The organism is Burkholderia sp. Ax-1724 (assembly GCF_011752995.1).
GTDB lineage: Bacteria > Pseudomonadota > Gammaproteobacteria > Burkholderiales > Burkholderiaceae > Paraburkholderia.
On the sequence record NZ_VWWL01000025.1, the window covers coordinates 39,896 to 62,550 of the forward strand.

Below are 22,655 nucleotides of genomic sequence, written 5' to 3' on the forward strand. Positions count from 1 at the left end.
ATTTTTCGGAATAAAATCTGCCGAGCGGCTTTTGCTTGTGCCCCGACCGCTCACGCAACCTCTGTACGATACGAAAACAGCCCTGAAAATTCAACCGTTTTGGAATTAAATATTCCCATTAGGGCGTTCATCGCAATTGGAATGAAGTCGACCATATCGTCCTATGAACATTCATTCCGCTCACACACCCGACGACGCCCAAGACGCCCTCCTAGCTGCCCGCGTCGGTACCGCCATCGCCGAACAACGACGTGCTCGTGGACTGACCCAAGCCAAGCTTGCGGAGATGATCGACCTGGAGCAGGAAGCGATCAGTCGATGGGAGCGAGGAACGCGTGTACCGACGTTGCATCGGCTTCAACTACTCAGCGATGCCCTAGGCTGTTCGGTAGACCAACTATTGCAGCGTGGTTCGAAGCGGCCGGACGACCAAGTAGCCGTGATCGCGGACGCACTTGAGGGTCTGGATAACGACGAGCGCCTGCTCGTCGTGAATTTCGTCCAGCAGTTAGCCGAGATGCTGAAAGCAAAGCATCGCAACAAGAGTACCCGGCGCAAGTAGCAAGACTAGATTCGAAGACTATCAGGGCTGGGGCTCAAGCCGTGACAAGAGACCGAGTTCGGCCAGCCGACACACGGTGCAAGGGCCGTTTCAGGCTGGGTGCGGTCGACCGGACAGACGGCCGAAAGGCTTCGGACTTGTATCTTTAAACCAGACTAGCGCGGTAGAGTCCAATCGCCGTTAAGGCGACCAGACCGGCTCGCGCAGTTTGGTAGCGGCACTGCTTGGGACGCTTTGCTCGTCGGGCGCTGTACGATGACAGCGGGCTCGGCCCGCTTAGAGCTAGGCTCGTGGCGCGCACTGCGAGCGTTTGGGGTGAGACAATAGCACTGTAGAAATCGGTGGAAACGGAGCGCGAAGTGGAAAAGGAAAAGCGAAAGGTTGTCGTGCTGCATAGCGGTGGACTGGACTCCACTGTCTGCGTGCTACTTGCCCAGTCGCGCGGCCACGAAGTCGTTAGCCTCGGCGTCAGCTACAACCAGCATCACCACATCGAGCTGGACTACGCAGCAGCGCAGTGCGCTCGATTCGGCATTGAGCGGAAGATCGTGTCGGTCGCTTGGAGCAAGCCCGCACGGGAAATCCCAACAAACCGCTCAGTGGCCGAAATCAAGAAGGGGGTTTCGAGTGCGTTCCTTCCTGGGCGCAATGGGATTTTCCTCATGTTGGCTTCGGCCGAAGCTGCTGGAATTGGCGCCGAAGAAGTGTGGACAGGAATCAACTCGGTCGATTTCTCTGGCTATCCCGACTGCCGCCCCGAGTTCATCACAAGTTTCAGAGAGATGCTCTCGTACGCCATTCCCAAGGGCCCAAAGCTCTCCGCGCCGCTGCAAAAGAAGTCGAAGCCTCAGATTGCAAGGCTCGCCCAGCGTCTGGGTTTGCAGCGCCATGAGACTTGGAGCTGCTACAGGCCAAAGATTGCGGAGGCTGGATTCGTGCCGTGCGGCGCGTGCGACGCGTGCAAGCTCCACGAGTTCGCGTGGCAGGGCCTTAAGTGACGGCGTTCGAGGAGAAAACCCGCGTGAATACAGTTTGTTTAGTCGCCTGTACCAGCAGAAAGGGGGATCAGCCGGCCACAGCCGAATTAATCTACCGGTCGCCGCTCTTCTCGGCTGCGCGCAGCTACGCCGAACGGCGCGCTGACCAGTGGTTCATCCTTTCCGCAAAGCACGGGCTGCTGTCCCCCGGAGACGTAATTGCCCCTTACAACGAGTCGCTCTTGAATCAAAGCGAGGCACAACGACAGGCTTGGGCTGCCGGTGTCCATAGAGCCTTCGGTGCGCGCGTGCCCGCCGGGGGGCGCGTCATATTTCTGGCTGGATCCGCGTATCGCTCATATCTTGTCCCTGCATTTGAATCAGAAGGCCGTGAAACTGCAGCGCCGATGTCGGCGCTGGGAATTGGTAGTCAAGTAGCTTGGCTGCAGAAAGTCGAAAGCGAACACGCACGCCTGTCGCATATTGATCGCTTCTATGCGCTTCTGGCACGTGTTGCTGCTTTGAATACCGGTTTGAGCCGAAAACTATCTCAGCAGACAGCCGCGTCTGTTCGACACAAACGCGGCATCTACTTCTTCTTTGAAGACGGCGAGATGCGCATGACTGCGCCATTCCAGCACCGAGTTGTTCGAATCGGCACTCATGCGGTCAGCGAAGGGTCAAAGGCCACCCTGTGGAACCGCCTCCGCACTCACCGTGGCGGAGGCGACGGTCTCGGCAATCACCGGGGATCGGTCTTTCGCCTTCACGTGGGCGAATCCCTCATACGACGTGGAAAGCTCGAGCCAATCTTCCCGACGTGGGGCAAGGGGCAGTCTGCATCGGCCGACGTCCGCTCGGCGGAGGAAGAGATTGAGCTCGCAGTCTCTAAGCACATTGGAGAGATGCAAGTAGCATGGCTGGAGGTGCCTGACACATCGTCGGCGGATAGTGATCGCGGCTACTTGGAAAGGAATTTCATTGCGCTCCTAGCAGGCCCAACGGGGCCGCTGGATCAGCCAAGTGGGAACTGGCTTGGCCGCTGGAGCACTCGTGAAGCCGTCACAAGCTCAGGGCTCTGGAACGTCAATCACGTTTACGAGAAATTTGATGCAACGTCTCTAGACGTATTCGAACAACACATTGAAATCGCTGAGGGACGACGTGCGAGAACAGAGCAGTCGTTAGCTCCGAGTGGATGGCGCCTGCGCATCAAAGAACGCGAAAACGCGAGTGGCCAAATTGATTTGCTATAGAGGGGAGCATGACCAAGGAAAAAGAAAACGATAAGGATTTTTGCGATCTGCTGAAGCAGTACCCCCGTGCCATCGTGCATTTGCGATCTCAAGTCCGCAAGCATCGCTTCGGCACGATCCTTGGAGCAGGAATCAGCGTCGATTTCGGCGCTCCTCAGTGGGGTAAATTAATCAATGACATTGCTTCTGATCCCCAGGTGGACGCAAAAGACGTAGTGGAAGGTAACGCGTTCAAGAACATGGCTGCGCCCTACCAGACCGAAATTCTCTATCAAAAGTTTCGAGCCGCGTTTTTTGGGAAGTCGACCGAACTATCCCCTGCGGAGGAGCAGAACACTGCAACGGCAGCGTGGCTCACCATTTGCCAAAAATATTTATACAAAACACCACCAATTGACATAGCCGCTGAGCTGCCGAAGCATCCGTACATGGAAGCACTGATTCCGCTCGTTCAAGATAGCGCACTAACCGTTAATTTTAACTTCGACGACTATCTCGAGCGAGCGCTCGCCGAAAGGAAACGCGAAAAAGACAAGGGCAATCGCGGCTTCGAGGTCGTCACTGATCCTTGGCCACAATTTCGGCGGCAAGACTGTGTGATTTATCATCTGCATGGGTATGTTCCTGCAGGTCTAATGGAAAAAACGGTCGACCGATTTGTCTTTTCAGAGGCGTCATATTCAAAGCAATACGTCGGAGCGCGCGGCCATGACTCGTCATTTCTTCTTACACACTTCGCCAGAAACACCTGCCTGCTCGTGGGCTGCTCGCTAGAAGCTGAACTTAGAAACGTGTTAATGCGTGGCGCCGAAACAAATCCCGGCAACTTCCACTATTATTGCCACTGGATTCCGACTAAGGACACACTTTCCAAGGTCGAGCGGCAGCTAATTTCCGAGACAAATTTCAAAGTTTACAATCTTATAACTCTTTTTCTGACATCCTCAGAAATCAGGTTATTGCTAAAGCTAATTAATGAAGGTGAGATTTCGGAAGGCAAGCTTAAGGACTTGGCGACACGCAGCGCTACTCCCCTGAAATACACTTTCTATATGACTGGCTCCATTGGGGTTGGCAAGAGTACGACCACCAGCCATCTCCGCAATTTGAACGTTTTGGACGAGTGGCTCGAACCTCGACCCGAGGTGTTAAGCATCCCTTGGGACAAGCTGGCGGACGATCAGAGAGCCTTCGCGGATGAATGGATCGCAAGTCAATTTACGCAAAAGAATGACACGCTCAGGCACGAGGAAAATGCCGTGATCAGTGTCGTTGACCGCCCGCCGCTCGACCCACTAGTTTTCACGCCCGAGAGCGAAAGGTCCGCCAAGGCAAAATTTCTAGCAGATCACCTTTGCCCTGATGACGGACACGGCGGCTACGGCATCGAGAAAGGTGTCGTTATCCTCCTGCTGGGTGACCCCAAAGAGCTGTCTGCTCGGGTACGTGCCACCGGCAGACAAGAATATACCGCAGGAAAGTTGGAGCGAATGCAGAAAGACATGAAGGCACTGTATCAATCCATGCCGGGAACCATCATGATCGATACGCAGTTCATGAGTATCGCGGAGTTAACGAAGCGAGTCGCCGAGGTCATCCACCGTCAGGAATATGTGCCAGCGGATTTGACTACAAAGCTGCGGAGCTACATTGGAGCAGGCAGTGGACCGGTTTGATCACGACCGGCCGCTCGTGTACCTCGCGGCTCCCCTCTTTTCAGAGGCTGAACTCGACTTCAACCGCACTCTGGCAGAGCGCATTGAGGCAAGCCTGGATGTCTATCTACCGCAAAGAGACGGCGGCAAGCTCGTTGATCTTCTCGCCTGCGGAGTGGAGAGACAAGCAGCCTACAAGTCGATTTTCGACCGCGACTTGCGAGCTCTCGAGGCTGCCTGCGCTCTAATTATCGTGCTAGATGGACGTGCGATTGACGAAGGCGCAGCCTTCGAACTCGGGTATGCCTATGCCCATTCGAAGCTGTGCTTCGGTCTCCAAACTGATCCGCGACGTTTAGTGCCGGCAGGAAACAATCCGATGATCGAAATGCCGCTGCAGAAGATTTTCCGCAGTATCGAGAGTGCCGGCGAGTGGGCCGACTCGTTCGCTCGTTTTCAGATAACGCTTTAACAGGCCGTCAATATTAAAAGCGCGGGTGCGCAGCGTTCCAGAAGCAAAGCCATTGGCAAAGCGCTAGCTTTTTTGAGGATCAAGGGAACGACGAGGCGATGTCCGCAGCAGCGGTCGACTTTACTCCGCCGCAGGTCGCGAGAGCCGCCGTTGAGATGGCATGCAGCGAATGTGCCCCCAAGGTCAGCCGTTCATAAGATGGCTGCCGCCTAGGTCGGTGCCGAACCACCGATCCGGGCGTTTGCTTACCAGATGTTACCGTGAGGCCGCCCATTGCAAGTGACCGACTCCTCAAGCTGCGATAGCAGCCTTTGCTCGCCGAAGCCAGAGATACCGCAATGGGTCGAGCTCAGCCGCCGGATGCTACAAGCTGAGTCTGAGATAGCGGCTTGTGCTTTTTACCGCATAGACTCCATCGTACCGTGACTTCCGCAACGCAGGCACCCATCACTATGACTCCAATTGTGATTCGTGCAGCGATGATCTCGGCAGCCGACCGCGCCGCACTTGGTACAGCGGTAGACGGTCCCGCTGTGTTGACCTGGTTGATTGGGGATACGACCGGGACAAATTGCCATGCGTGTTTCTCCTTCCGTTGATTAGACGCCCGCCACTCTGAACAGGTCTTGCTTCGTTGACGGCGCAAACCGGGTAATGCCGATGTGCCGATTGAAAAGCTGGACTGCTTTGTCAAAATACTGCTGATCGGTCATCCGGCACATGTCCTGTCCGAGCGACCAGCCGCTACCGAGTACGTGCGTCAAGTCAGGTCTGTTTTCGCGCCTAAACCCGAGCGCAAACCGGCGACGTGCTTCTATCTGAGCAGGATTCGCACGGCTCATCAGACTAGATCCACGGCCTTTCGCTGCATGTCGTCATTGACGTCGATATATCGCTGCGTAGTCGAAATGTCTCGATGACCTGCGAGCGACATCAACACGCGGACGCCGACGCCTTTGCTCGCGAGATTCGTTATGAACGAACGTCGGCCGGAATGGCTGCTCGCGCCGTGGATACCCGCTTCCTTATAGAGCCAGTGGAAATACTGACAGAGCGTGTTGGCCGTGAACCCCGCCCGCTTCTGCGTATAGAACAACGGGCCGTCAAGCTTCGGGGTCTTCAAGCTCGCAACATACGCGGCCAACTCGCGCCGCAATTTCTGCCCGAGGAAAACCGTGCGCGCATGCCGGCCCTTGGTCTGCTCTGGCGCAAGTCGAATTTCTGACTTGATCGAACCATCTGTATCAAGCACATCGCCCACAAGCAATGCAGCGACTTCGCCAACACGCATACCAGCCCAATGCGTCAGCAACACCATCGCTCGATTGCGCAGCGCATGCCGTCGCAACGAGATATAGGTCAACACCTGCTTGAGTTCCTTTTCCGTAAATGTCTTGGCCTGCTTCATTTCGCCCCCGAACAAACAAAATCCATGTCCAGAGGATGTATTCTTTAGTTATACGGATCAACAAAGGAATGACATCGCGCAGATGTCAGAGGAAACAAGCGCTTACGCGATAACAAAAGGTTTTAGCAAAAACCTTTTATTTCGACCTGATGCCGAAATGGAATGTCGATTAAACCGACAAGTGCGAGCGCGCTGCTGCGGAAATTTCTTTCTAACAACGCCGTTGAAGTGGAAGCGGAAGTAAAGGGGGGAAGTGGAAGAGGAACGAATGTGATGTCGTCTGGTTATTTCTTATCATATGTACTACTCGACATTTGTTCTTCGCCTTGCATCACATGTAGATATCTGTAATTTCTTCGAGCAGTTCTTCATCGAAATCTATAACCGTAGTAAATCATTAAAGAGCCTCGCATGCAGAAGCTCTTCGTGTTGAAAGCTGCGAGGACATTTAGTCATCACGCAGCTAGGCGTTTCTGTCGGAACTTTATTCCTTGGGGATGTGGACGTTGTCGTAGTCCACGTTGTCGGCGTCGCCTATGCCGACTTCTTTGGTGATGTAGTCAATCCAGCCTTCCGGCGTCAGAGATTGAATGTCGATCTGAAAATTGCCGAAGTCTGTTTTAAGCCATGCGGTACGGATTGCACTGTCGATCAGTGCTTCGTCGGCACCTACGCGGAAATTTCCGATCATGCAGTGATAGTGCAGTTGCTTATTCGTTGCAAGACCTTCCAGAACAGGGATCACATGAACACTTGCACCGAATCGCTTGGCCGCGTTGCCGTACACGATGGAGTTCAGGCATTGAATAAATTGCCGGAAATTCTCTTTCGCCTCGATTTCCGTCAGATACCTTTGCATGAGCCCCTTGGGACCCATATATTCGCAACGAGACTTCATCGTAAGCGTGACCGCATGAGTGAAATTAGATGCATGCTTACACATCCAATCCTGCGTCTCTTGCCTTAGTTTTTCGTTTTTGTTTGTCATAGCTGTATTTATTTCAGCCAGGACAAAACAGCCTATATAACGTCGAAATTATGTTGATTTCACCAGTGGCCGAATACATCCTCCTCTGTATCGAAACGACATATGAGGCATACATGAGCGCAATTGCAAATCTGAAGATCGTCGCCGCGAAACGGCCCGGTGCACTGCCGCAGATCGTACAGCGTCGTAACCGACTGATCGCGCAAATTTGGGAACAGACGGAACTTGCCAAGGCTCAACAGGCAGGAACGTCGTTTGCACCGACGAAGTTTCGTTCGGTGAAGAATGCCGAAACCGGCGAACGCCGTAACGTGGAGGTGCCGAAGCGCGTGCGTGCATGGTGGTGGACTGCGGAGAACGGCCGTGTCCACATGGTCGTGAAATACGGAGCAAAGACGCTGGAGCTTGCGAAGGGCAAGCAGGCTATCGAAGTCGGTACGCTGGACGAATTGATTCCGACGCTCGACACACTCAAGACGGCGGTTACCGCCGGCGAACTCGATACGCAGATCGAAGCTGTCAGTGGTCAAATGCGAACGGGGTTTATCAGCAAGAAGTGAAGTACAGTGGAAGTCCGAGTATCGGACTTCCCACCGCACCGCGGTCGGCCTTGCCCATGCGGCCCGCTTAACTCATTCCGATTTGCTTGGTGATGATCGCAGCGATCACGTTCCAGGCAACCTGCTTGACGCCATCCACTGCCGTCCCGAAGAAGCGCTGAAATAACGGCTTGACTGTCACCAAGTCCCCAGTATTCGCGCGGCTGACCATTTCTGTGATGTCGGATCGTGCCGCCTCATCCACCGGCTGCCCTGAGCGCTTGAGCAGATCAAGCAGATGATTGACGACTGCATCATCGTTCGAAACATCCACGCTTAGATGCTGATTCACATCATTTCCGATTCCGATCTGAGACTGGTTAAACGTTCCACCGGAAATATGGACGCTGGTTTGACTTGGTCCGCTGTCGCGTGAACTAGGGGCAGGCTTTGCTCGCCGGTATCCCTGTTCAGTCAGATAGACATACTCCCGCACCGAGTAGCCGCCGATAAAGACGACCGACGAATACGGGTCGTTTTCGTATGCTTTCCACGGGCCAGTTCCAACGTACTTTCGCTCCTCCAATTGTTTTAGCGCCAGATCAAAATCGACTTTTGCGAAGCCTCCAGAAGCAAGAATCTCCTGCTCAATTGTCGAGATAAGCGGCCCAGCGTATCCCTTGTCCAGTTCGTGCGAGCCCAGCATCTGCTGGGTAAAGTCCTTGAGCAAACTCGCTAAGACTGCCTCCGCGGCAATATCTAGTACGTCCGACACAACAAACCTCTCTCCGCCAATGCTGGGCACTAGCCCAACGGTGATTAATCAACAAGCTTCCTAACATGGCCCATCACTTTCGCCGCGAGTTGGAACAGATCATGCCCTGAAATTTGATTTTTCTCGGATAGCTCGAAGATCTTCTCGTGCTTGTCGATCCCTTTTCGTCCAGGATCTGGATAACGTCCTGCCCAATACACAAAGTGAGTTAGCAATTCAAGAATCGCCATATCCTTCTCGTCGAGGCCATCTATAAATTCAGCAAGCTTTTGAAGGTCATGATGCTGGTACTTATTTTCTGTCTCAGAATACGCGCCGACGCCCCCGCCCAAGATAACCATAGCCTTTAAGCACACTTCTAGGCTATATCCCACCAACATCAGTGCAACTGCGCAATATTGCGTATCGCAGATCCCCCGTATCTCTACCGGCATATTCCCGAATGCAGGCTCATTACTTATGAGCACAATGGCAGCTTGCGTCATCGCTTCCGCCTGCGCCATCCACAGAATAGGACTTTTCAGATCGTCACTGGTAGGCGGTTGAGCAGGATCAACCGCGGCCCCATTTGCCGCCGCAAGCATTGCCCAACGTAGCCAAGCAGAACGACTATAGCCTCCCGGGTCTTGTGCAAAAGAGGCTCTATCGGGCAACATCGGATTAAACACTATGAAGTCTCCGGCTATGAAAGGATTTCAAGAAAGGGGTTCTTATCAACAATGGCCGCCTGCGACTTACTCTTAAGAAATGCGATCAAATCATCGCGCCGCTGCAATAGCATAACGATCTCATGCAGTGAACAGAGCAGCATTGTCTTTTGAGTTAGCGCTGAGGTGCATTCTTTGATCACAGGTTCGGTGAAGCCTGCGGAAGAAATGAAAATGCCACGGGCGTTCGCGCGGAGGAACAAGCGACTGAGGTGGGGAAAGAACTCGCTTGTGCCGACTGGCAATTTGAGCCACTTCATCTCAACAAGGTGCATTGCACCGTCGAGTTCGATCACGCCATCTATCTGTTCAAGCACTACCGACGTGTCCGGATCTTTTCGGCGAAAGTCTTCTCGCACGAGAATTCCGTACACCCTGAACAGGTCGTTGAGAACACCTTCAAGCAGCTTACCGCGTTCATGCGGCCTGTCGTCCATGCCGAACAGGGCCGCAAGTCGCGCGTTTACGTCGTCAATCTGCAAGCGCTTCTTCGCAGCTGCTACCTGCTCTGCGTGCAGACGAACCCGCGTGGCTTCGCGCTCCTCATCTCGTTCCTGCTTCATCCGCGTGAACGAGTCCTTCGCGTTTACGGCCTCTCGCACGCTCGCGACGAGTCCTTTCGCCTTTAGCTGATCTTCCGGCCAACAGGTCTCGAAACGCTCAAACTCCACCACTCGCTTGATAATCTCGCGTCGTGGGCGCAAGCCGCTGTCGCCCCGTGCATTGACCTTTTCGAGAACCCTACGAACAATTTCGAATTTGTTAATGGATTTCGGTGCCGTTGCGACCGTTTGCTCGACCATAGCGAGGTCTTCGTTGGCAACACCCGCCCCACGCAGGAATAGCACGACGCCCTTCTTGCCTCGACTGAGGCGAGGAATAGTCTCCACAAGTAGATCAAATAGTTCGGGTGGATAGTGAAATGCGTCGGCCATTGGATTACCTTCAATTCGAATGCACGCTAACGACTAGAGCCGCGACAGTTACAGCCTTATCACTAGACCATCGCCGCCTTTGCGTTCAAGAGGTGCAGCGCGAAGCTGCACCTTGACTCGCCTCAGTCTCGATCAGCCGGACGATGGATTCGCCACGCAGCCCCATAGGAATCAACCTTAGGCTACGGCACGTTTATATCAATCGGAGTTTAGGCGGGTGTCTTGAAAGCGCTTGAGGGGGGGCCTCGCCTGAGACCACCGACAGACGCGTCAGTTTGAACGTCAGAGCATTGATCTCGTCCACGCTAATGCACAGATTTCTCGCGATTTCACCTCGACCCAACTTGTGGCTCTGCAGAAAATCCAACACCTTGGTCAGCAATTGGGAGCTTTCACGCTCCATTGGTTCTGGTTCGTTTGTGCGGTAGCCGTTTTTAGCAATTTCAATGCACAGATTACGGTAGGTCCACTCAGTGACTTGACCCAATGTGTTGTAACGGTACGCCAGCGCTGCCAGTGATACGCCCCAGTAGTGCTTGAGCTTCACCAAATATTTGATGGTAAATGCCGGTGGCTTGTTTGCAACTACACTTTCTTTGGGCATAAGAAAGGCAGCAGCAAATGCATCTGCCTGACGTTCCATCTCCGGGCCATGTGCCTCACCGTGCCGCATGCTGTAGACATCGCGTACCAAGTGACCTAATTCATGAGCTGCATCGAAGCGACTGCGCTCGGCGGATTTCATCGTATTAAGAAAAACGAAAGGCTTACTGTCGTACCACGTACAAAATGCATCAACCTCGCGTGCCTCTTCAGCCAACGAAAAGACGCGAACACCTTTTGACTCCAGCAGGTGAATCATGTTCGGAATGGGTGCGTTGCCCAAACCCCACATACGGCGCAAGGTGGCAGCGGCTTCTTCCGCCCCGAGGTCGCTGAGGTCTGGGAGATCGGCTTGTGGCAGGTTAAACCTATCTTCCATCCATTCGTTAATTTTGAAGGCGATAGCACCTGCGCCGAGGGCACAATTTTTCATCGCCTCCGTCATCTTGGAGAGCGAGCGGAAACTAGCCGCATGCTCTCCAATGGTAGGCATCTTTTCTTCAATGAAAAAAAACTGCTGAGGGAAATTCAGCAGTTTTGCCATTTTTGCCAGCGTTTCCGAGTCAGGAGCTGAAGTCCCAGTCTCGTAGTTTTGAATGCTACGGCTGGTGACCCCCAGCTCTTTGGCCAATTGAGCTTTTGTGAGCCGCCTTCTAACCCGGGCAAACGTGATTTGCGAAGGGTTGATTTCTGACATGATCGTTAATCAAAAAGTGCCTGTCTTAGGCTCGACTTCCACCGTAGCCGGGGCATTGGGGGTGTCCTTGCGAATCGTGAACTCTGTGGGGTTGTTCGGAATGCTGCCCAGAATCAAGCGCTCCCCCCACTTAGTGATTTTTTTCTTCCCGAACCCCGTCGGGTAGGAGAGCTCGAACCGCACTTCATTTAATGCTTTGTCATAGTGGTAGAGGAAAGCCCAGACCTGTGTTTCCTTGCATTTTTCTTTAATCAGCTTGAGCGCGTCTTGATTAAACAGTTCGAGCTGGCGATTGGAGTGAACGAAACCCTCAACTACCACACCTTTTTCCGCCTGATTAGCCGGATCTTCGAAGCCCTGCTTGCCCGTCTCGCTGTTACCGGTCATCACCACAATGGAAATGGAGTGATCTGGCGAACTGATGAACGGGCAATTCTTTTCGTTGTGAATGCGCCACTGCTTATCGCTCAGCTGGGTACGCAGATCCTCCACCGTCTTCAACCATTGCTGCACCCCCGCCGCGGTAACAGCAGAAGCACGCGTAGTGTCGTTACGGGCGCCAAGGCCACTCTGGATGACGTTGGTAAAAAGGCTGACGGCTAAGTCCGATGAAAGCTCTTGCAGCCGCGCATCGACAAGCGACGGCTCAACGATAGTCTTGGCACGCGGGGCGAAGGCGTCGGAATAGGACAGCTTGAACTTGGGTTTAGCCACGGTGACTCCTGTTCGATTTCCGGAAATTGTACCTCAAGTCGAGGTTTGAAAAGCGGAAATTTAGTGCCTAGGATCCAGCAACCGCGTGGCGATCTCGTCGTGGGTCTGATCACACCCTGTCGGTCATGCGAAGGCCGCACACAGATACGGTGCGACGGCATTGGAAGCTGCGAAGGGCAAGCAGGCGATTGAAGTCGGTATGCTCGCGAACCTGATTCCGACGCTCGACACGCTCAAGACAGCGATCGTCGCCGGCGAACTCGATGCTCAGATCGAGGCCGCCGGTGGTCAGATACGGAGTGGGTTTGTCAGCAAGAAGTGATGTATGGTCAGGTCCGAACTTCGGACCTGACGACCAACGGCAAGACGCTACGTAACAATAGTGCTACTCGTCGGCATGAAGCCGTGCATAGACGGCACCTGCCGGCGTCATGAACCAACGTGTGCTCCACGATGTGACGGCGCTTCTCTAGCAATCTTCTGAACTCAGACCGACGCCACGTACAAACTTAATCCGCTTCCGTAGAACATGTGGCGCATGCGTTTGAAGTGCTTTTTCGACAAACTCTCGTGCCTCTGAACTGATTTTGGATCCGAAAATTACTTCTTTGATTGCCTCCGGTGGTACCGCGAACAGATGAATTTTTTTCCCTTCCGGTAAGTCTTTAATCTCCGTGGCTTGTGGAAGGTATTTGATAATTCGCCATTCTTTTTCACTCTCCCAAATCGGCGTCTTTGTGAAGAATATCTCTTTTGGAATATCCAATCGCCCTGGCTCGACATAGACAACCGGAGACGTCGACGTATACAGAACGTTCATCAGCTGTCCGCAAACTTTTGGTTCGTCGGGCTTGGGCTGGAAGAATTCATTGTGGGAATCGAGACCGATGACTAACCCCTCGTAATCAGCCGCGTAGTGCGCCCACATTGAAGCATTGTGTGGATCCTCAGTTAAAGACAAAACACCAACGTTTTTATTGGTAGTTCGCATGAATGCTTCGTAAATCTCTTCCACCTTGGAAACCGGATCAAACTGCTGCTCCAATTGATCGGCGGCTCCCCGGATTCGTTGCCAAGCTTGATCCGGCGAAATATCTGGATGAAGCAACAACATCTGAAAGTAAGCCCTCTCAATGTTCCGATCAGTGACGGCTTTCGCATAGGCAATAGGGTCGCGCAGTCGAATATCGGGAACTAGCTCCTGCGGATCGTTCAAGTCCTCGGCCGGGGTGAATCGAAACATAAAGTTCGAAAAAAACCTTGGCTCTGCCACATATTTATAGATCAACATTTATCAGATTTCCTCACGGGATTCTTATCGAGCCCTATTGGCTGAAGTACGGACCATCCACTGGAGTTCAAGCGTTCGAACTAAAGCAACGAAGCGTTCAGCTTCTTCCGGAGTAGGGCGCTCCTTCGAATGTGCCGCTCGGTTTCGTATCGAACGGAGTTCTCGCAAAAGCTCAACTTCGTTTTCGGGGATACGCCTTTCTTGTTCAAGTACGTCCAATACTCCTTGATGCTTCGATACATACATCAACATCCTGTCACTGTTCGTCGCATCGGAGGCTTGATACAAATCACCACCAACCGCTTCGAGTCCTTTCCATGCCTCCATGATCACGCCAGTAGGATTAGCATTTAAAGCTAGAACGTCGTCGTTAGCCGCTGCGGAAAGAACCTGTAGTTCCGCTGGCGTTTCGATTGTCTTGGCGACCTGCTCAGCAGTATCTAGAGACTTCTCGAATTTTCCGGATATACCACCAGGAAGACTGATTTCAGTCAACTTGCCCAGCAGCTCCCCAAATCGCTCACTGAAGCGGAACACCAGAACTATTACTGTTATTGGCCACGCCGCAGCCTCAATCACTTTAGATGTAAATGTAAGCCAGTCCAAAGCACTCCCCCGATTTCGAAGTCTGTTTGGCACGGATGCTATCACGCAACAACACAACCGACGGACAACCGTGGATTCGATCTCGGTCGCTCCGGTTGCATAAATACTTGCGATAGCGATTAAGACGACGCCATGAGATACCACGAAATCCTGACCTACGCCGGTCTGCACGAAGTAGCAGACCTTGAACAACAGCGCATCAAAGCGCAGCAGCAAGCCGCCAAGCGTCAGACCGCCGCAGCGAAGCGTGCCGACTTGACGCACCGAATCCAGAAGCTGCAAAAGCAGCTATCCGACCTCAACGCAAAACCGATCTGACCGGCTTCCGGTAAATTGTCGGTCGAACCGACGTTTTAGAAGAACGAAGCCCTGTTCGCACGTAATCGAACAGGGCTTCGTCGTCAAAGAACTGCGTTTTTCGAGATTTCTCTTGTGTACGGTATACACAAGTTATCAGGGCCTATCCGAGCTTCTTCGCCAGTTCGCTCGCCGACGTGTGGTAGTACCGACTCAGCATCTGAACGTTGGAATGTCCGGTCACGGATGCGAGCTCGATCACGTTCGGCAGCTTTTTAGCAAGACTCGTCGTTGCCATGTGCCGTAGATCGTGAAAGTGAAAGTCTTCGATTCCGGCACGCTTGCACGCTCGCGGCCACGCACATAAGACAACGTTCTGGCTGATCGGAATAACGCGCTCGTCGATGCGCTCCAACTTCTCCAGGATCGCAATCGCGGCACTGCTCAATGGAACATACCGATCCCTGCCATTTTTCGTCATCGGCAGATAGGCCGTGCGCTGATCGAAATCGACGTGCCTCCATTCCAGAGACAGCAATTCGCCCTGCCGCATCGCTGTCTCCAGCGCAAGCTTCACGAGCGGGAGCAGCCACCTGCTCCGTGATTCATGGCGCTCCGCACGCAGTTCATGCAGGAGGCGATCAAGCTCAGCAGGCTTCAATATGCGATTCCGCCCAGGCGGCAATCGGGGCTTTTTCACGAGCTTCGTCGGATTGCTTACTGAGAGTCCCCATTCACGTTGCGCATGCGTGATCACGGCGCTGATCGTTGCGAGTTCGCGACAGACGCACGAGTTGGTAGCCACCTTGAGACGTTGATCGCGGTAATCGGCCAACAGACTGGCCGTCAGATTGCGCATGCTGTACTCGGCGATCTTGTGGCGCAGCATTTTGCCGATCCGATATTCTTCGCTGCGCCTGCTACGCTTGGTCGGCGTGATCGATTCCTTGTAACGCTCCAGCAGTTTGCCGAAGGTTATGTCGGTCGTACCTGCCGGATCGACCCACGTTCCGTCGTCCATCGCGGCTTCGACGGAACGTGCCCAGACTTGCCCTTCTGCCTTCGTTGCAAATGATTTGTACTGCGTAGGAAATCCCTTGCGATTAATTTTGACTTGCCAGCGTCCGTTGCGCTGACTGAATGTCGCCATGTTTTTGCCTCTGAGTTGCAGTTGAGTTGCAAAAACATGATTTCGGACAATTGGAAAAGCTGGAAAGCCTCAGCCCACGGTCAAGTCAATGATATGACCCCAATTTTCAATTGATGCATTCGTCGGTAATCATCAAGGCCATGCCGCCACCAACTTTCCTATGAAAAACAATACATTATAGCTTTTCATCCTGGCGCGCGGGCGCATGAAGCCAAGCGCCTTTTCACCACGACGCAGATCGACGATAACTAAAATCCAGCCGACATCTATCTCCGATTTCTGCAATTGACCGAAGCGCAGCGTGGCCTGCCCACGCTACCGGCACTCGACCCGCTCGAAGAAAAAATCCTTGAATTCGTGGTGCGCGCAACGCAGAACAAGGAGCGCCTCCCGATGAAGGACATGATGGGTCACAGCGAGCTGAGCTCGCCGGCCACACTGCATGGCCGCATTTCATCGATGTGCGAGAAAGGCTGGATCGTGCTCAACGATACCGAAGACGCCCGGCGCAAGCAGATCGAACTCACGCCAGCCTCGCTCAGGCATTTCGACAAACTCGCCGAGGCTTTCGCCAAAGCGGCAAAGGGCGCCTGGCCGTACCCGCAACTATCGGCCGGCCGCCGCCCGGCCGGTTACGGCTGCGCCGCCTGAGCGCCGCCATTCGGGTCCAGCGAAGCGACCTTCTCCTTCAGCCATTTTTCGACCGACGGGAACACGAACTTGCTGACGTCGCCGCCCAACTGCGCGATCTCGCGCACGATCGTGCCCGAAATGAACTGGTACTGGTCGGACGGCGTCATGAACATCGTCTCGACGTCGGGCAGCAGATAGCGGTTCATGCCCGCCATCTGAAACTCGTATTCGAAGTCCGACACGGCACGCAGGCCCCTGACGATCACGCGCGCGTTATTGGTCCGCACGAAATCCTTGAGGAGCCCCTTGAAGCTCATCACCTTGACGTTCGGGTAGTGCCCGAGCACTTCGTGTGCAATCGCGAGGCGCTCCTGCAGCGTAAAAAACGGCTTCTTGTTGCGACTGTCGGCAACGCCCACCACCAACGTGTCGAAAATGCTCGACGCGCGCCGAACGAGGTCTTCGTGACCGCGCGTCAGCGGGTCGAACGTGCCCGGGTACACGGCGACTACCATGAGACTTCTCCTCTATTCAGACAAAAGGGCACGGCAAAGCGTCCACGCGACGCATTTGACTCCGGACGCGCTGACGATAAACCGCCCGGCCCTTTTTTGGAACGCGCATTATTCCTGAATTTTGAGCGCGCCGTTCAGAGTTTTTAGTGCTCGTTGCCAAACCTGTGCCGCATCACCAACCTCAAGCGACGCCTCGACCTCTGCGACGGTCTTGAAGATTGGCAGTTCAGCTATCTCCGCAAGCTGCGCAATTTGTGTGGCGGTTGGTTTAAAGCGTCCACTGCGCCATTCCGACAGTCGGGTCTGATTCGGAAGTCCCATCTCTTTCGCGACGGTGCCGAGCGTGCGCTTTTTGCGCTTTGCAGCATCCAGAAGCTCGCCGATGTCCATTTCCACTCCTTGACTGAAATTTCTAGGCAATGTATAAATTCAGAAATTCCTACTTTTGCTAGAAATTTCTGGCAAAGCAGGTAGAGCGAAGTCTACCAGCATCACGTCGGGGGGCGATAGCGGTATGCGAATGCCGGAGCTGCTGTTTTTGTTGGTCACATCCTGCCTGGCTGCCCAAGCGGCCTTTTCTTTCTCCTACCTTTCAATCGATTTTTCGTTACCCATAACGGGAAATCCGATCTACATGGCGAGCGCTGAATGAGCCGTCGCCGACCAACTGCTACCCCGAAGGCTGGATGGGCGCCAGGCGGCTGCGAAGAGCCCGCCGCGCCGCAGCGCGTGTCGCGCGGAGCGCCGGGCGGCGCAGCCGCCCTCCCCCCGTCCGGTAATACGGGGGGAAAGTCTACCGACAGCGCAAAGGCAATCGTGGACTGGCTGCGTTTCACGTTCGAGCCGACGGGTTCGGTGCCTGACGGTTTGGAGCAGGTCCGGCGTTACCTGAAGCTATGGACGGCGATGCCGCTGAACATGGTTCCCGCGCACAAGGGCATTCAGGGCTATGCCGACAGCATGGACGTGATGACGTTCCTCGACGGCGAATGGATACGGGCGGGTATCGTCGCGTGGGGCGGGCGTAACGGCGGCGATCGGCGTATCTGTGTGGATTTCTCCGGGCGGGGCTGTGCGGTCGTAACGGACTGGCAGGCGGTCTACGCGACCATGCAGGACCTCGATGCTCGGGTGACGCGCTGCGACCTCGCTATGGACTTCCTGCACGGGGAAGTGACGGTCGAGCAGATCGACGCAATGTACGGCGCTGGGGAGTTTCACTGCGGCGGCCGGATTCCGGACTACCGGAAGATCGAGAGCGGGAATGCGTCGGCGCGTGGTTGCGGCGGTACGACGCTGGAGATCGGGTTGCGTACGAGCGGGAAGATGGTACGGGCCTACGAGAAGGGCCGTCAGCTTGGCAACGTTGATAGTGAATGGGTGCGGGTGGAAATCCAGTTCGGCAACAAGGACCGCGTGATACCGCATGAGATCGTACTCAAGACGGACCACTATTTCGTTGGCGCACACAAGGCGCTCGAGCAATTTATCGACGTGGCGGCCCTGCGGTGTCGCACAGACCAGACTGAACGCGAAACAACGCTCGAGACGGCGAAGCGGGCGATTCGGACACAGTACGGGAAGGTGATCAACCAGGCGTTGATCGAGAACGGCGAAGATTTTGCCGCGTTGGTGGTGGATGTGCGTCAGGAAGGCGTACCCCCGCGAATGCATCGTTCTGCGTTGGCAACGCACGTGCATGGCGCGCACGAACCTGCGTCGTATGTTAAGGAGTAGAAGTGATGGAAATGCTAGCGAAGGTAACGATTCGTGGTGCGAAGTATTTCACTGGAAATATCGATGGGAAGGATCTGGACAGTGCGGCGATTTTCGTTGACGTTGAGTTGCGCGGCGAGACGGCGAGCGGCGTGTGTACGAATGAATTGAAGGTTGAGAAGTCAGAGGTCGTGAAGAGCATCCTGCACAACCCGATGCCGTTTCTAGCGGAAGTGTCGATGATCCAGACGACGAACGGCAAGGCGAACGGCGACCGTAACGTCGTCACGTCGATCAGGCCGCTTGCGATGGAGCCGAAGGGCGCAAAGGTGCCGTCATGATTGAGGTTCTGGTGGCCGGCTGGCGTATCGGTGATGCAGTCAATCCTGATGAGGCACGATTGATGGTCGTTTCTCACCTGGAAGGGCTTGTGTTGAATGGTCAAGTTGAGTCGGGTCAGTGCGTCCGGGTGGTGTTCAACGGCTCTCGAAACGGCTTTGCTTCGGAATACGATGTAATTGCCAATGCTCCTTCTGGTAACGTTTTGGTGGGAGGGTAGCGTTATGTTCCAGGTCGTCGTGGCTGGCTATAACGCAGGTAAGGCACGTTCGTTCGAAGGTGCTGAGAATCTCGTTTTCGCCTACATGGAGTGGTTGGACGAGTCGGGCAAGTTCGACCTTGGCGTTACGGTTAGTGGCTTTGTCGTTGTGCCGTACGTGTTTAAGCGAAATGGGCGGGTTGTGTACGAGGGCGAGGCAAAGCTCGAAGCGGTCAGTTCGCCTGTTCCGCTCTTCATTGGTCAGGCTAACTAATTTTCGTTACGGGGGTGTGGGATGGTTGATCTCGCGGTTGTACGTCAGAGGTTCGAAGATGTGTCTGTCGCCGTTTCTGCGCTGCAGGGTTTGGCGAATGCGGCTGCGAGCGGTGCGTCTCGATTGAATGAGGGTGTCGCCGTCAGTGGGTTCGGTTACGGCGTTTCGTCGTATTGCGATTTCATCGGGGAACGTATGGAGCGGCTTTGGTCGGCACTATCCGATGTTGACAGCGGCATGCCACTTCAAACTACTAAGGCATCCGAAGTTTCGCATGCGAAATTGGCGCAGGTTCCATTGGAAGTTGGCGCGTCTGCGTGATTTTCGTTACGCGTAACGGCTTTCGTTCATGTGCTTTGTCCGTCCTCGCGACCGGCTTTTTTGTCGGTGCGATGACGCTGGAATCCGTCAAGGGCGCGCAGCGGCGAAGCGGACCCTTGACGGGCAATGAAGAGATACGCTGGTCAATGGGGAAGGGGCTGGCCTCATCTGCCCCTTCCCCATGCTGAACGCGGCCTACAGAAGCTTCGGTTGCTGGTCTAGTATCCAGCGATCTATTGCGCGCGTTACAGTGCTTCTATGGACCTTGTAGAGCTTTGCGATAGCTGTGTGGTTATAGCGATTCGTGCGCCAAAGCCTTATCGCTTCCTCCTCTTCCGGCTTTGTCAGTTTGCGTGGCCGTCCGAGCTGAATCCCGCGATCGCGCGCAGCCTGTATGCCCGCCATGCTCCTTTCTCTGATTAATTCGCGTTCGAACTCTGCGAACGCGCCTAGCATCTGTAGCATAAGGCGGCCGGCTGGACTGTTTGTATCGATTTTTTCCGTGAGGCTTTCGAAGTCGCATCCGCGGTCGTGAAGATGTTCGATGACCGTCAGTAGATTTTTTAGTGATCTGGCGATGCGGTCCAGTTTGTAGACAACTAGCGTGTCGCCTTGGCGGATGTTGCGGAGGATTTTTTCGAGAACCGGTCGGCGCAGCGTTGCGCCGGACCTTTTTTCTTCGTGGATTACGTCGACACCGGCTCTGTGAAGTGCATCAAGCTGCGCGTGTGTTTCTTGGTCCTGCGTTGACACTCTTGCGTAACCTATTCTCATTTTTGCTCACGTAACGGGTTGGCCCGCTACGGATTATGCAAATGTGAGTGTATTTCTGCTTTTTGCGCTAAACCCCTTATTTTCGCGCTGCAGCAAATGAAAGTGGACAGCGCCCGCCTTGCCTTGCCGCGTGACTTCCCAGCCCGCGAGCGGCTCGTGGGCAACCGTTTCGAGCGCCTCGCCCGCTTCGACATAGAGAAAACCGTTCGCGCCGACGAGCGGCGCCGCCACGGCCAGCGCCGGGCCGAGCAGATCGGCGCCGAACGGCGGATCGAGGAACACCACGTCGAACGAGCCGGGCGCGAGACTCGCGGCAAGACGTAGGCCGTCCGCCTCGGCGATTTCGATCGCGCGCGCCGCGAGGCGCTGCTGGTTCGCGCGCAACTGGCCGGCGGCGCGCGCATTGCGCTCCACCATCAGCACGCGCGCCGCGCCGCGCGACGCGGCCTCGAAGCCGAGCGCACCGCTGCCGGCGAACAGATCGAGGCAATGCTGGCCATCCAGACGCTGGCCGAGCCAGTTGAACAGCGTTTCGCGCACGCGGTCGGGCGTGGGGCGCAAGCCGTCCAGATCGAGCACGGGCAATGGCGTGCGCTTCCAGTCGCCGCCGATGATACGAATGGCGTGCGGCTTGCCGCCTTTGGACGAAGCGCCGGCGGCGCGTGAAGGTGCTAAACGGGGCATGCGGTTTCTTGCAGTTTCTATGACCTGGTGACGACGCCCGCGACGCGCAGGCGCGCGGACCGGAGCGCCCACGTTACCACAGGGGCGTCCCGCGTCCAGCCTGGCCGATCGGCCGATACGACGCGCCGCGGCTCGCCTGATAAAATGTGCGGCTGCCAGCGCCTTGCCTTTCGCATCGCGGCGCTGCCCTCCTTCGCCGGTCCCGTGCCGGCTGCGCGCATCGGCGCGCTCTCCAATACGCCAGATCATGTTCAGTTTTTTCAAACGATTCAAGGGTTCGAAAGAGTCCGATACCGCCGCAGACGAAGCGCAGGCGGCGCAAGACGGCGCGCAGTCCGAAGCCATCGCCCCGCTGCCCGAGGAAGCGGCGCTGCCGCCCGCGGCCGCGACCGTCTTCGAGCCGCAACCGCAGGAAGCGGCCGAGGCCGGCTTTGACGCCGAATTCGAAACCGAATTCGAAGCCGTCGAGGAAACCGTCGAAGTCGTCCCGCCGCCCGTGCAGGACGCGGGCGCGAAGCGCTCCTGGCTCACGCGCCTGAAAAGCGGGCTGTCGAAAACGAGTTCGAGCCTGACCGGCATCTTCGTTGGCACGAAGATCGACGAGGACCTGTACGAAGAACTCGAAACCGCGCTGCTGATGTCGGACGCCGGCGTCGAGGCCACCGAATTCCTGCTCGAATCGCTGCGCGAAAAAGTGCGCAGCGAGCGCCTCACCGACCCGCAGCAGGTCAAGACGGCGCTGCGCACGCTGCTCGTCGCGCTGCTCAAGCCGCTCGAAAAATCGCTGATGCTCGGCCGTGCGCAGCCGCTCGTCATGATGATCGCCGGCGTCAACGGCGCGGGCAAAACCACGAGCATCGGCAAGCTCGCCAAGCATCTGCAGAGCTTCGACCAGTCGGTGCTGCTCGCCGCCGGCGACACGTTCCGCGCCGCCGCGCGCGAACAGCTGGCGATCTGGGGCCAGCGCAACAACGTGACCGTGGTCGCGCAGGAAAGCGGCGACCCGGCCGCGGTGATCTTCGACGCGGTCGGCGCCGCGCGCGCGCGCAAGATCGACGTGATGATGGCCGACACGGCCGGCCGCCTGCCTACGCAACTGCATCTGATGGAAGAGCTGCGCAAGGTGAAGCGCGTGATCGGCAAGGCGCAGGACGGCGCGCCGCACGAGGTGCTGCTCGTGATCGACGCGAACACGGGCCAGAACGCACTCACCCAGGTCAAGGCGTTCGACGACGCGCTCGGCCTCACCGGCCTGATCGTCACCAAGCTCGACGGCACCGCGAAGGGCGGCATTCTCGCGGCCATCGCACGGCAGCGGCCGGTGCCGGTGTATTTCATCGGCGTCGGCGAAAAGGTCGAGGATTTGCAACCGTTCAGCGCCGAGGAGTTTTCGGACGCGTTGCTGGGTGTTTGAGTTGCGCTTGAGTTACGTTTGAGCCGCGCTTGATCCACACCTGATCCGCGCTCAACCCGTAGCGCGCGGGCGCTTGAGCCCGAAACCAGCAAGAGGGCACTCCACGGAGCGCCCTCTTTTCATTTCAACCCGCCGCCGATATGCCGATGCGTCG

Annotated in this window: 26 protein-coding genes and 1 pseudogene; 13 read left to right on the top strand and 14 right to left on the bottom strand. The window is 55.6% G+C overall.

Going from position 1 to position 22,655, the window contains the following annotated elements; translation table 11 throughout:
- Positions 1–163 precede the first annotated feature (163 nt).
- The 5 genes from F3J19_RS26345 to F3J19_RS26365 all read left to right on the top strand — a co-directional run bounded on the left by F3J19_RS26345 (position 164) and on the right by F3J19_RS26365 (position 4,922).
- Positions 164–562, top strand: coding sequence for a helix-turn-helix domain-containing protein (locus F3J19_RS26345; RefSeq protein WP_167048323.1), 399 nt, complete (start codon positions 164–166; stop codon positions 560–562).
- Between the two features lie 359 nt (positions 563–921).
- Entirely contained in the window at positions 922–1,560 is a 639-nt protein-coding gene (gene queC, locus F3J19_RS26350) for a 7-cyano-7-deazaguanine synthase QueC (protein WP_167048325.1), read from the top strand.
- A gap of 23 nt (positions 1,561–1,583) precedes the next feature.
- Positions 1,584–2,795 carry a DUF6884 domain-containing protein gene (locus F3J19_RS32410; RefSeq protein WP_205193251.1) on the top strand — a complete coding sequence of 404 codons (1,212 nt, stop codon included), beginning with the start codon at positions 1,584–1,586 and terminating at the stop codon, positions 2,793–2,795.
- 8 nt (positions 2,796–2,803) lie between these two features.
- Positions 2,804–4,471, top strand: coding sequence for an SIR2 family protein (locus tag F3J19_RS26360; RefSeq protein WP_167048327.1), 1,668 nt, complete (start codon positions 2,804–2,806; stop codon positions 4,469–4,471).
- Positions 4,458–4,922: a nucleoside 2-deoxyribosyltransferase gene (locus tag F3J19_RS26365; protein ID WP_205193253.1), complete on the top strand. Its 465-nt coding sequence runs from the start codon at positions 4,458–4,460 to the stop codon at positions 4,920–4,922. The genes F3J19_RS26360 and F3J19_RS26365 overlap by 14 nt, the downstream gene beginning before the upstream one ends.
- Positions 4,923–5,763: 841 nt before the next feature.
- On the opposite strand, the gene F3J19_RS26370 is transcribed toward F3J19_RS26365, so the two are convergent.
- A complete protein-coding gene (locus F3J19_RS26370) occupies positions 5,764–6,330 on the bottom strand; it encodes a site-specific integrase (protein WP_167048332.1) in 567 nt (188 codons plus the stop codon).
- Positions 6,331–6,814: 484 nt separating this feature from the next.
- A complete protein-coding gene (locus F3J19_RS26375) occupies positions 6,815–7,189 on the bottom strand; it encodes a hypothetical protein (RefSeq protein ID WP_240159252.1) in 375 nt (124 codons plus the stop codon).
- Positions 7,190–7,431: 242 nt separating this feature from the next.
- Here F3J19_RS26375 and F3J19_RS26380 point away from each other — a divergent pair, with 242 nt between their 5' ends.
- A complete protein-coding gene (locus tag F3J19_RS26380) occupies positions 7,432–7,878 on the top strand; it encodes a DUF6641 family protein (RefSeq protein ID WP_167048336.1) in 447 nt (148 codons plus the stop codon).
- 67 nt (positions 7,879–7,945) lie between these two features.
- On the opposite strand, the gene F3J19_RS26385 is transcribed toward F3J19_RS26380, so the two are convergent.
- From F3J19_RS26385 to F3J19_RS26405, 5 genes are all read right to left on the bottom strand, one after another.
- The gene (locus F3J19_RS26385) at positions 7,946–8,632 is read right to left on the bottom strand and encodes a hypothetical protein (RefSeq protein WP_167048338.1); all 687 of its coding nucleotides are present in this window, start codon (positions 8,630–8,632) and stop codon (positions 7,946–7,948) included.
- 44 nt (positions 8,633–8,676) lie between these two features.
- On the bottom strand, positions 8,677–9,300 hold the full coding sequence (locus F3J19_RS26390) for a hypothetical protein (protein ID WP_167048340.1): 624 nt from the start codon (positions 9,298–9,300) through the stop codon (positions 8,677–8,679).
- 14 nt (positions 9,301–9,314) lie between these two features.
- Positions 9,315–10,274, bottom strand: coding sequence for a restriction endonuclease (locus tag F3J19_RS26395; RefSeq protein WP_167048342.1), 960 nt, complete (start codon positions 10,272–10,274; stop codon positions 9,315–9,317).
- A 193-nt stretch (positions 10,275–10,467) separates the two neighbouring features.
- A complete protein-coding gene (locus F3J19_RS26400; protein WP_167048344.1) occupies positions 10,468–11,574 on the bottom strand; it encodes an ImmA/IrrE family metallo-endopeptidase in 1,107 nt (368 codons plus the stop codon).
- A gap of 9 nt (positions 11,575–11,583) precedes the next feature.
- A complete protein-coding gene (locus F3J19_RS26405) occupies positions 11,584–12,288 on the bottom strand; it encodes a hypothetical protein (RefSeq protein ID WP_167048346.1) in 705 nt (234 codons plus the stop codon).
- 160 nt (positions 12,289–12,448) lie between these two features.
- Between F3J19_RS26405 and F3J19_RS26410 the strand changes: the two genes are divergently transcribed.
- On the top strand, positions 12,449–12,610 hold the full coding sequence (locus F3J19_RS26410) for a hypothetical protein (protein ID WP_240159253.1): 162 nt from the start codon (positions 12,449–12,451) through the stop codon (positions 12,608–12,610).
- A gap of 147 nt (positions 12,611–12,757) precedes the next feature.
- Here F3J19_RS26410 and F3J19_RS26415 read toward each other — a convergent pair whose 3' ends face one another.
- From F3J19_RS26415 to F3J19_RS26425, 3 genes are all read right to left on the bottom strand, one after another.
- Entirely contained in the window at positions 12,758–13,579 is an 822-nt protein-coding gene (locus F3J19_RS26415) for a DUF2971 domain-containing protein (RefSeq protein WP_167048348.1), read from the bottom strand.
- A gap of 24 nt (positions 13,580–13,603) precedes the next feature.
- Complete coding sequence (locus tag F3J19_RS26420; protein ID WP_240159254.1) at positions 13,604–14,467, bottom strand: DUF4145 domain-containing protein; 864 nt, start codon at positions 14,465–14,467, stop codon at positions 13,604–13,606.
- A gap of 178 nt (positions 14,468–14,645) precedes the next feature.
- Complete coding sequence (locus F3J19_RS26425) at positions 14,646–15,632, bottom strand: site-specific integrase (RefSeq protein ID WP_167048350.1); 987 nt, start codon at positions 15,630–15,632, stop codon at positions 14,646–14,648.
- Between the two features lie 264 nt (positions 15,633–15,896).
- Between F3J19_RS26425 and F3J19_RS26430 the strand changes: the two are divergent.
- Positions 15,897–16,220 (top strand): annotated as a pseudogene (locus F3J19_RS26430) (winged helix-turn-helix domain-containing protein); the annotation flags it as partial.
- A gap of 44 nt (positions 16,221–16,264) precedes the next feature.
- Here the strand turns inward: F3J19_RS26430 and coaD are convergent.
- Together coaD and F3J19_RS26440 are read right to left on the bottom strand one after the other, a co-directional pair.
- The gene (gene coaD / locus F3J19_RS26435) at positions 16,265–16,780 is read right to left on the bottom strand and encodes a pantetheine-phosphate adenylyltransferase (protein WP_167048352.1); all 516 of its coding nucleotides are present in this window, start codon (positions 16,778–16,780) and stop codon (positions 16,265–16,267) included.
- Between the two features lie 108 nt (positions 16,781–16,888).
- Positions 16,889–17,170 carry a hypothetical protein gene (locus F3J19_RS26440; protein WP_167048354.1) on the bottom strand — a complete coding sequence of 94 codons (282 nt, stop codon included), beginning with the start codon at positions 17,168–17,170 and terminating at the stop codon, positions 16,889–16,891.
- A gap of 426 nt (positions 17,171–17,596) precedes the next feature.
- On the opposite strand from F3J19_RS26440, the gene F3J19_RS26445 reads away from it, so the two are divergent.
- From F3J19_RS26445 to F3J19_RS26460, 4 genes are read left to right on the top strand one after another with little or no spacing between them, the layout of a single operon-like run.
- Positions 17,597–18,517 carry a replication initiation factor domain-containing protein gene (locus F3J19_RS26445; RefSeq protein WP_167048356.1) on the top strand — a complete coding sequence of 307 codons (921 nt, stop codon included), beginning with the start codon at positions 17,597–17,599 and terminating at the stop codon, positions 18,515–18,517.
- Between the two features lie 5 nt (positions 18,518–18,522).
- The gene (locus tag F3J19_RS26450; RefSeq protein WP_167048358.1) at positions 18,523–18,837 is read left to right on the top strand and encodes a hypothetical protein; all 315 of its coding nucleotides are present in this window, start codon (positions 18,523–18,525) and stop codon (positions 18,835–18,837) included.
- Positions 18,834–19,055 carry a hypothetical protein gene (locus tag F3J19_RS26455; protein WP_167048360.1) on the top strand — a complete coding sequence of 74 codons (222 nt, stop codon included), beginning with the start codon at positions 18,834–18,836 and terminating at the stop codon, positions 19,053–19,055. Before F3J19_RS26450 ends, F3J19_RS26455 begins: the two co-directional genes overlap by 4 nt.
- Positions 19,056–19,059: 4 nt before the next feature.
- Positions 19,060–19,308 (top strand): hypothetical protein, encoded by a 249-nt coding sequence (locus tag F3J19_RS26460; protein WP_167048362.1) that lies wholly within the window; start codon positions 19,060–19,062, stop codon positions 19,306–19,308.
- Positions 19,309–19,824: 516 nt separating this feature from the next.
- Here the strand turns inward: F3J19_RS26460 and F3J19_RS26465 are convergent.
- Both F3J19_RS26465 and rsmD read right to left on the bottom strand, forming a co-directional pair.
- Positions 19,825–20,403 carry a recombinase family protein gene (locus F3J19_RS26465; protein WP_167048364.1) on the bottom strand — a complete coding sequence of 193 codons (579 nt, stop codon included), beginning with the start codon at positions 20,401–20,403 and terminating at the stop codon, positions 19,825–19,827.
- 33 nt (positions 20,404–20,436) lie between these two features.
- A complete protein-coding gene (gene rsmD / locus F3J19_RS26470) occupies positions 20,437–21,087 on the bottom strand; it encodes a 16S rRNA (guanine(966)-N(2))-methyltransferase RsmD (protein ID WP_167048366.1) in 651 nt (216 codons plus the stop codon).
- A 247-nt stretch (positions 21,088–21,334) separates the two neighbouring features.
- Between rsmD and ftsY the strand changes: the two genes are divergently transcribed.
- On the top strand, positions 21,335–22,501 hold the full coding sequence (gene ftsY / locus F3J19_RS26475; protein ID WP_167048368.1) for a signal recognition particle-docking protein FtsY: 1,167 nt from the start codon (positions 21,335–21,337) through the stop codon (positions 22,499–22,501).
- The last annotated feature ends 154 nt before the right edge of the window (positions 22,502–22,655 follow it).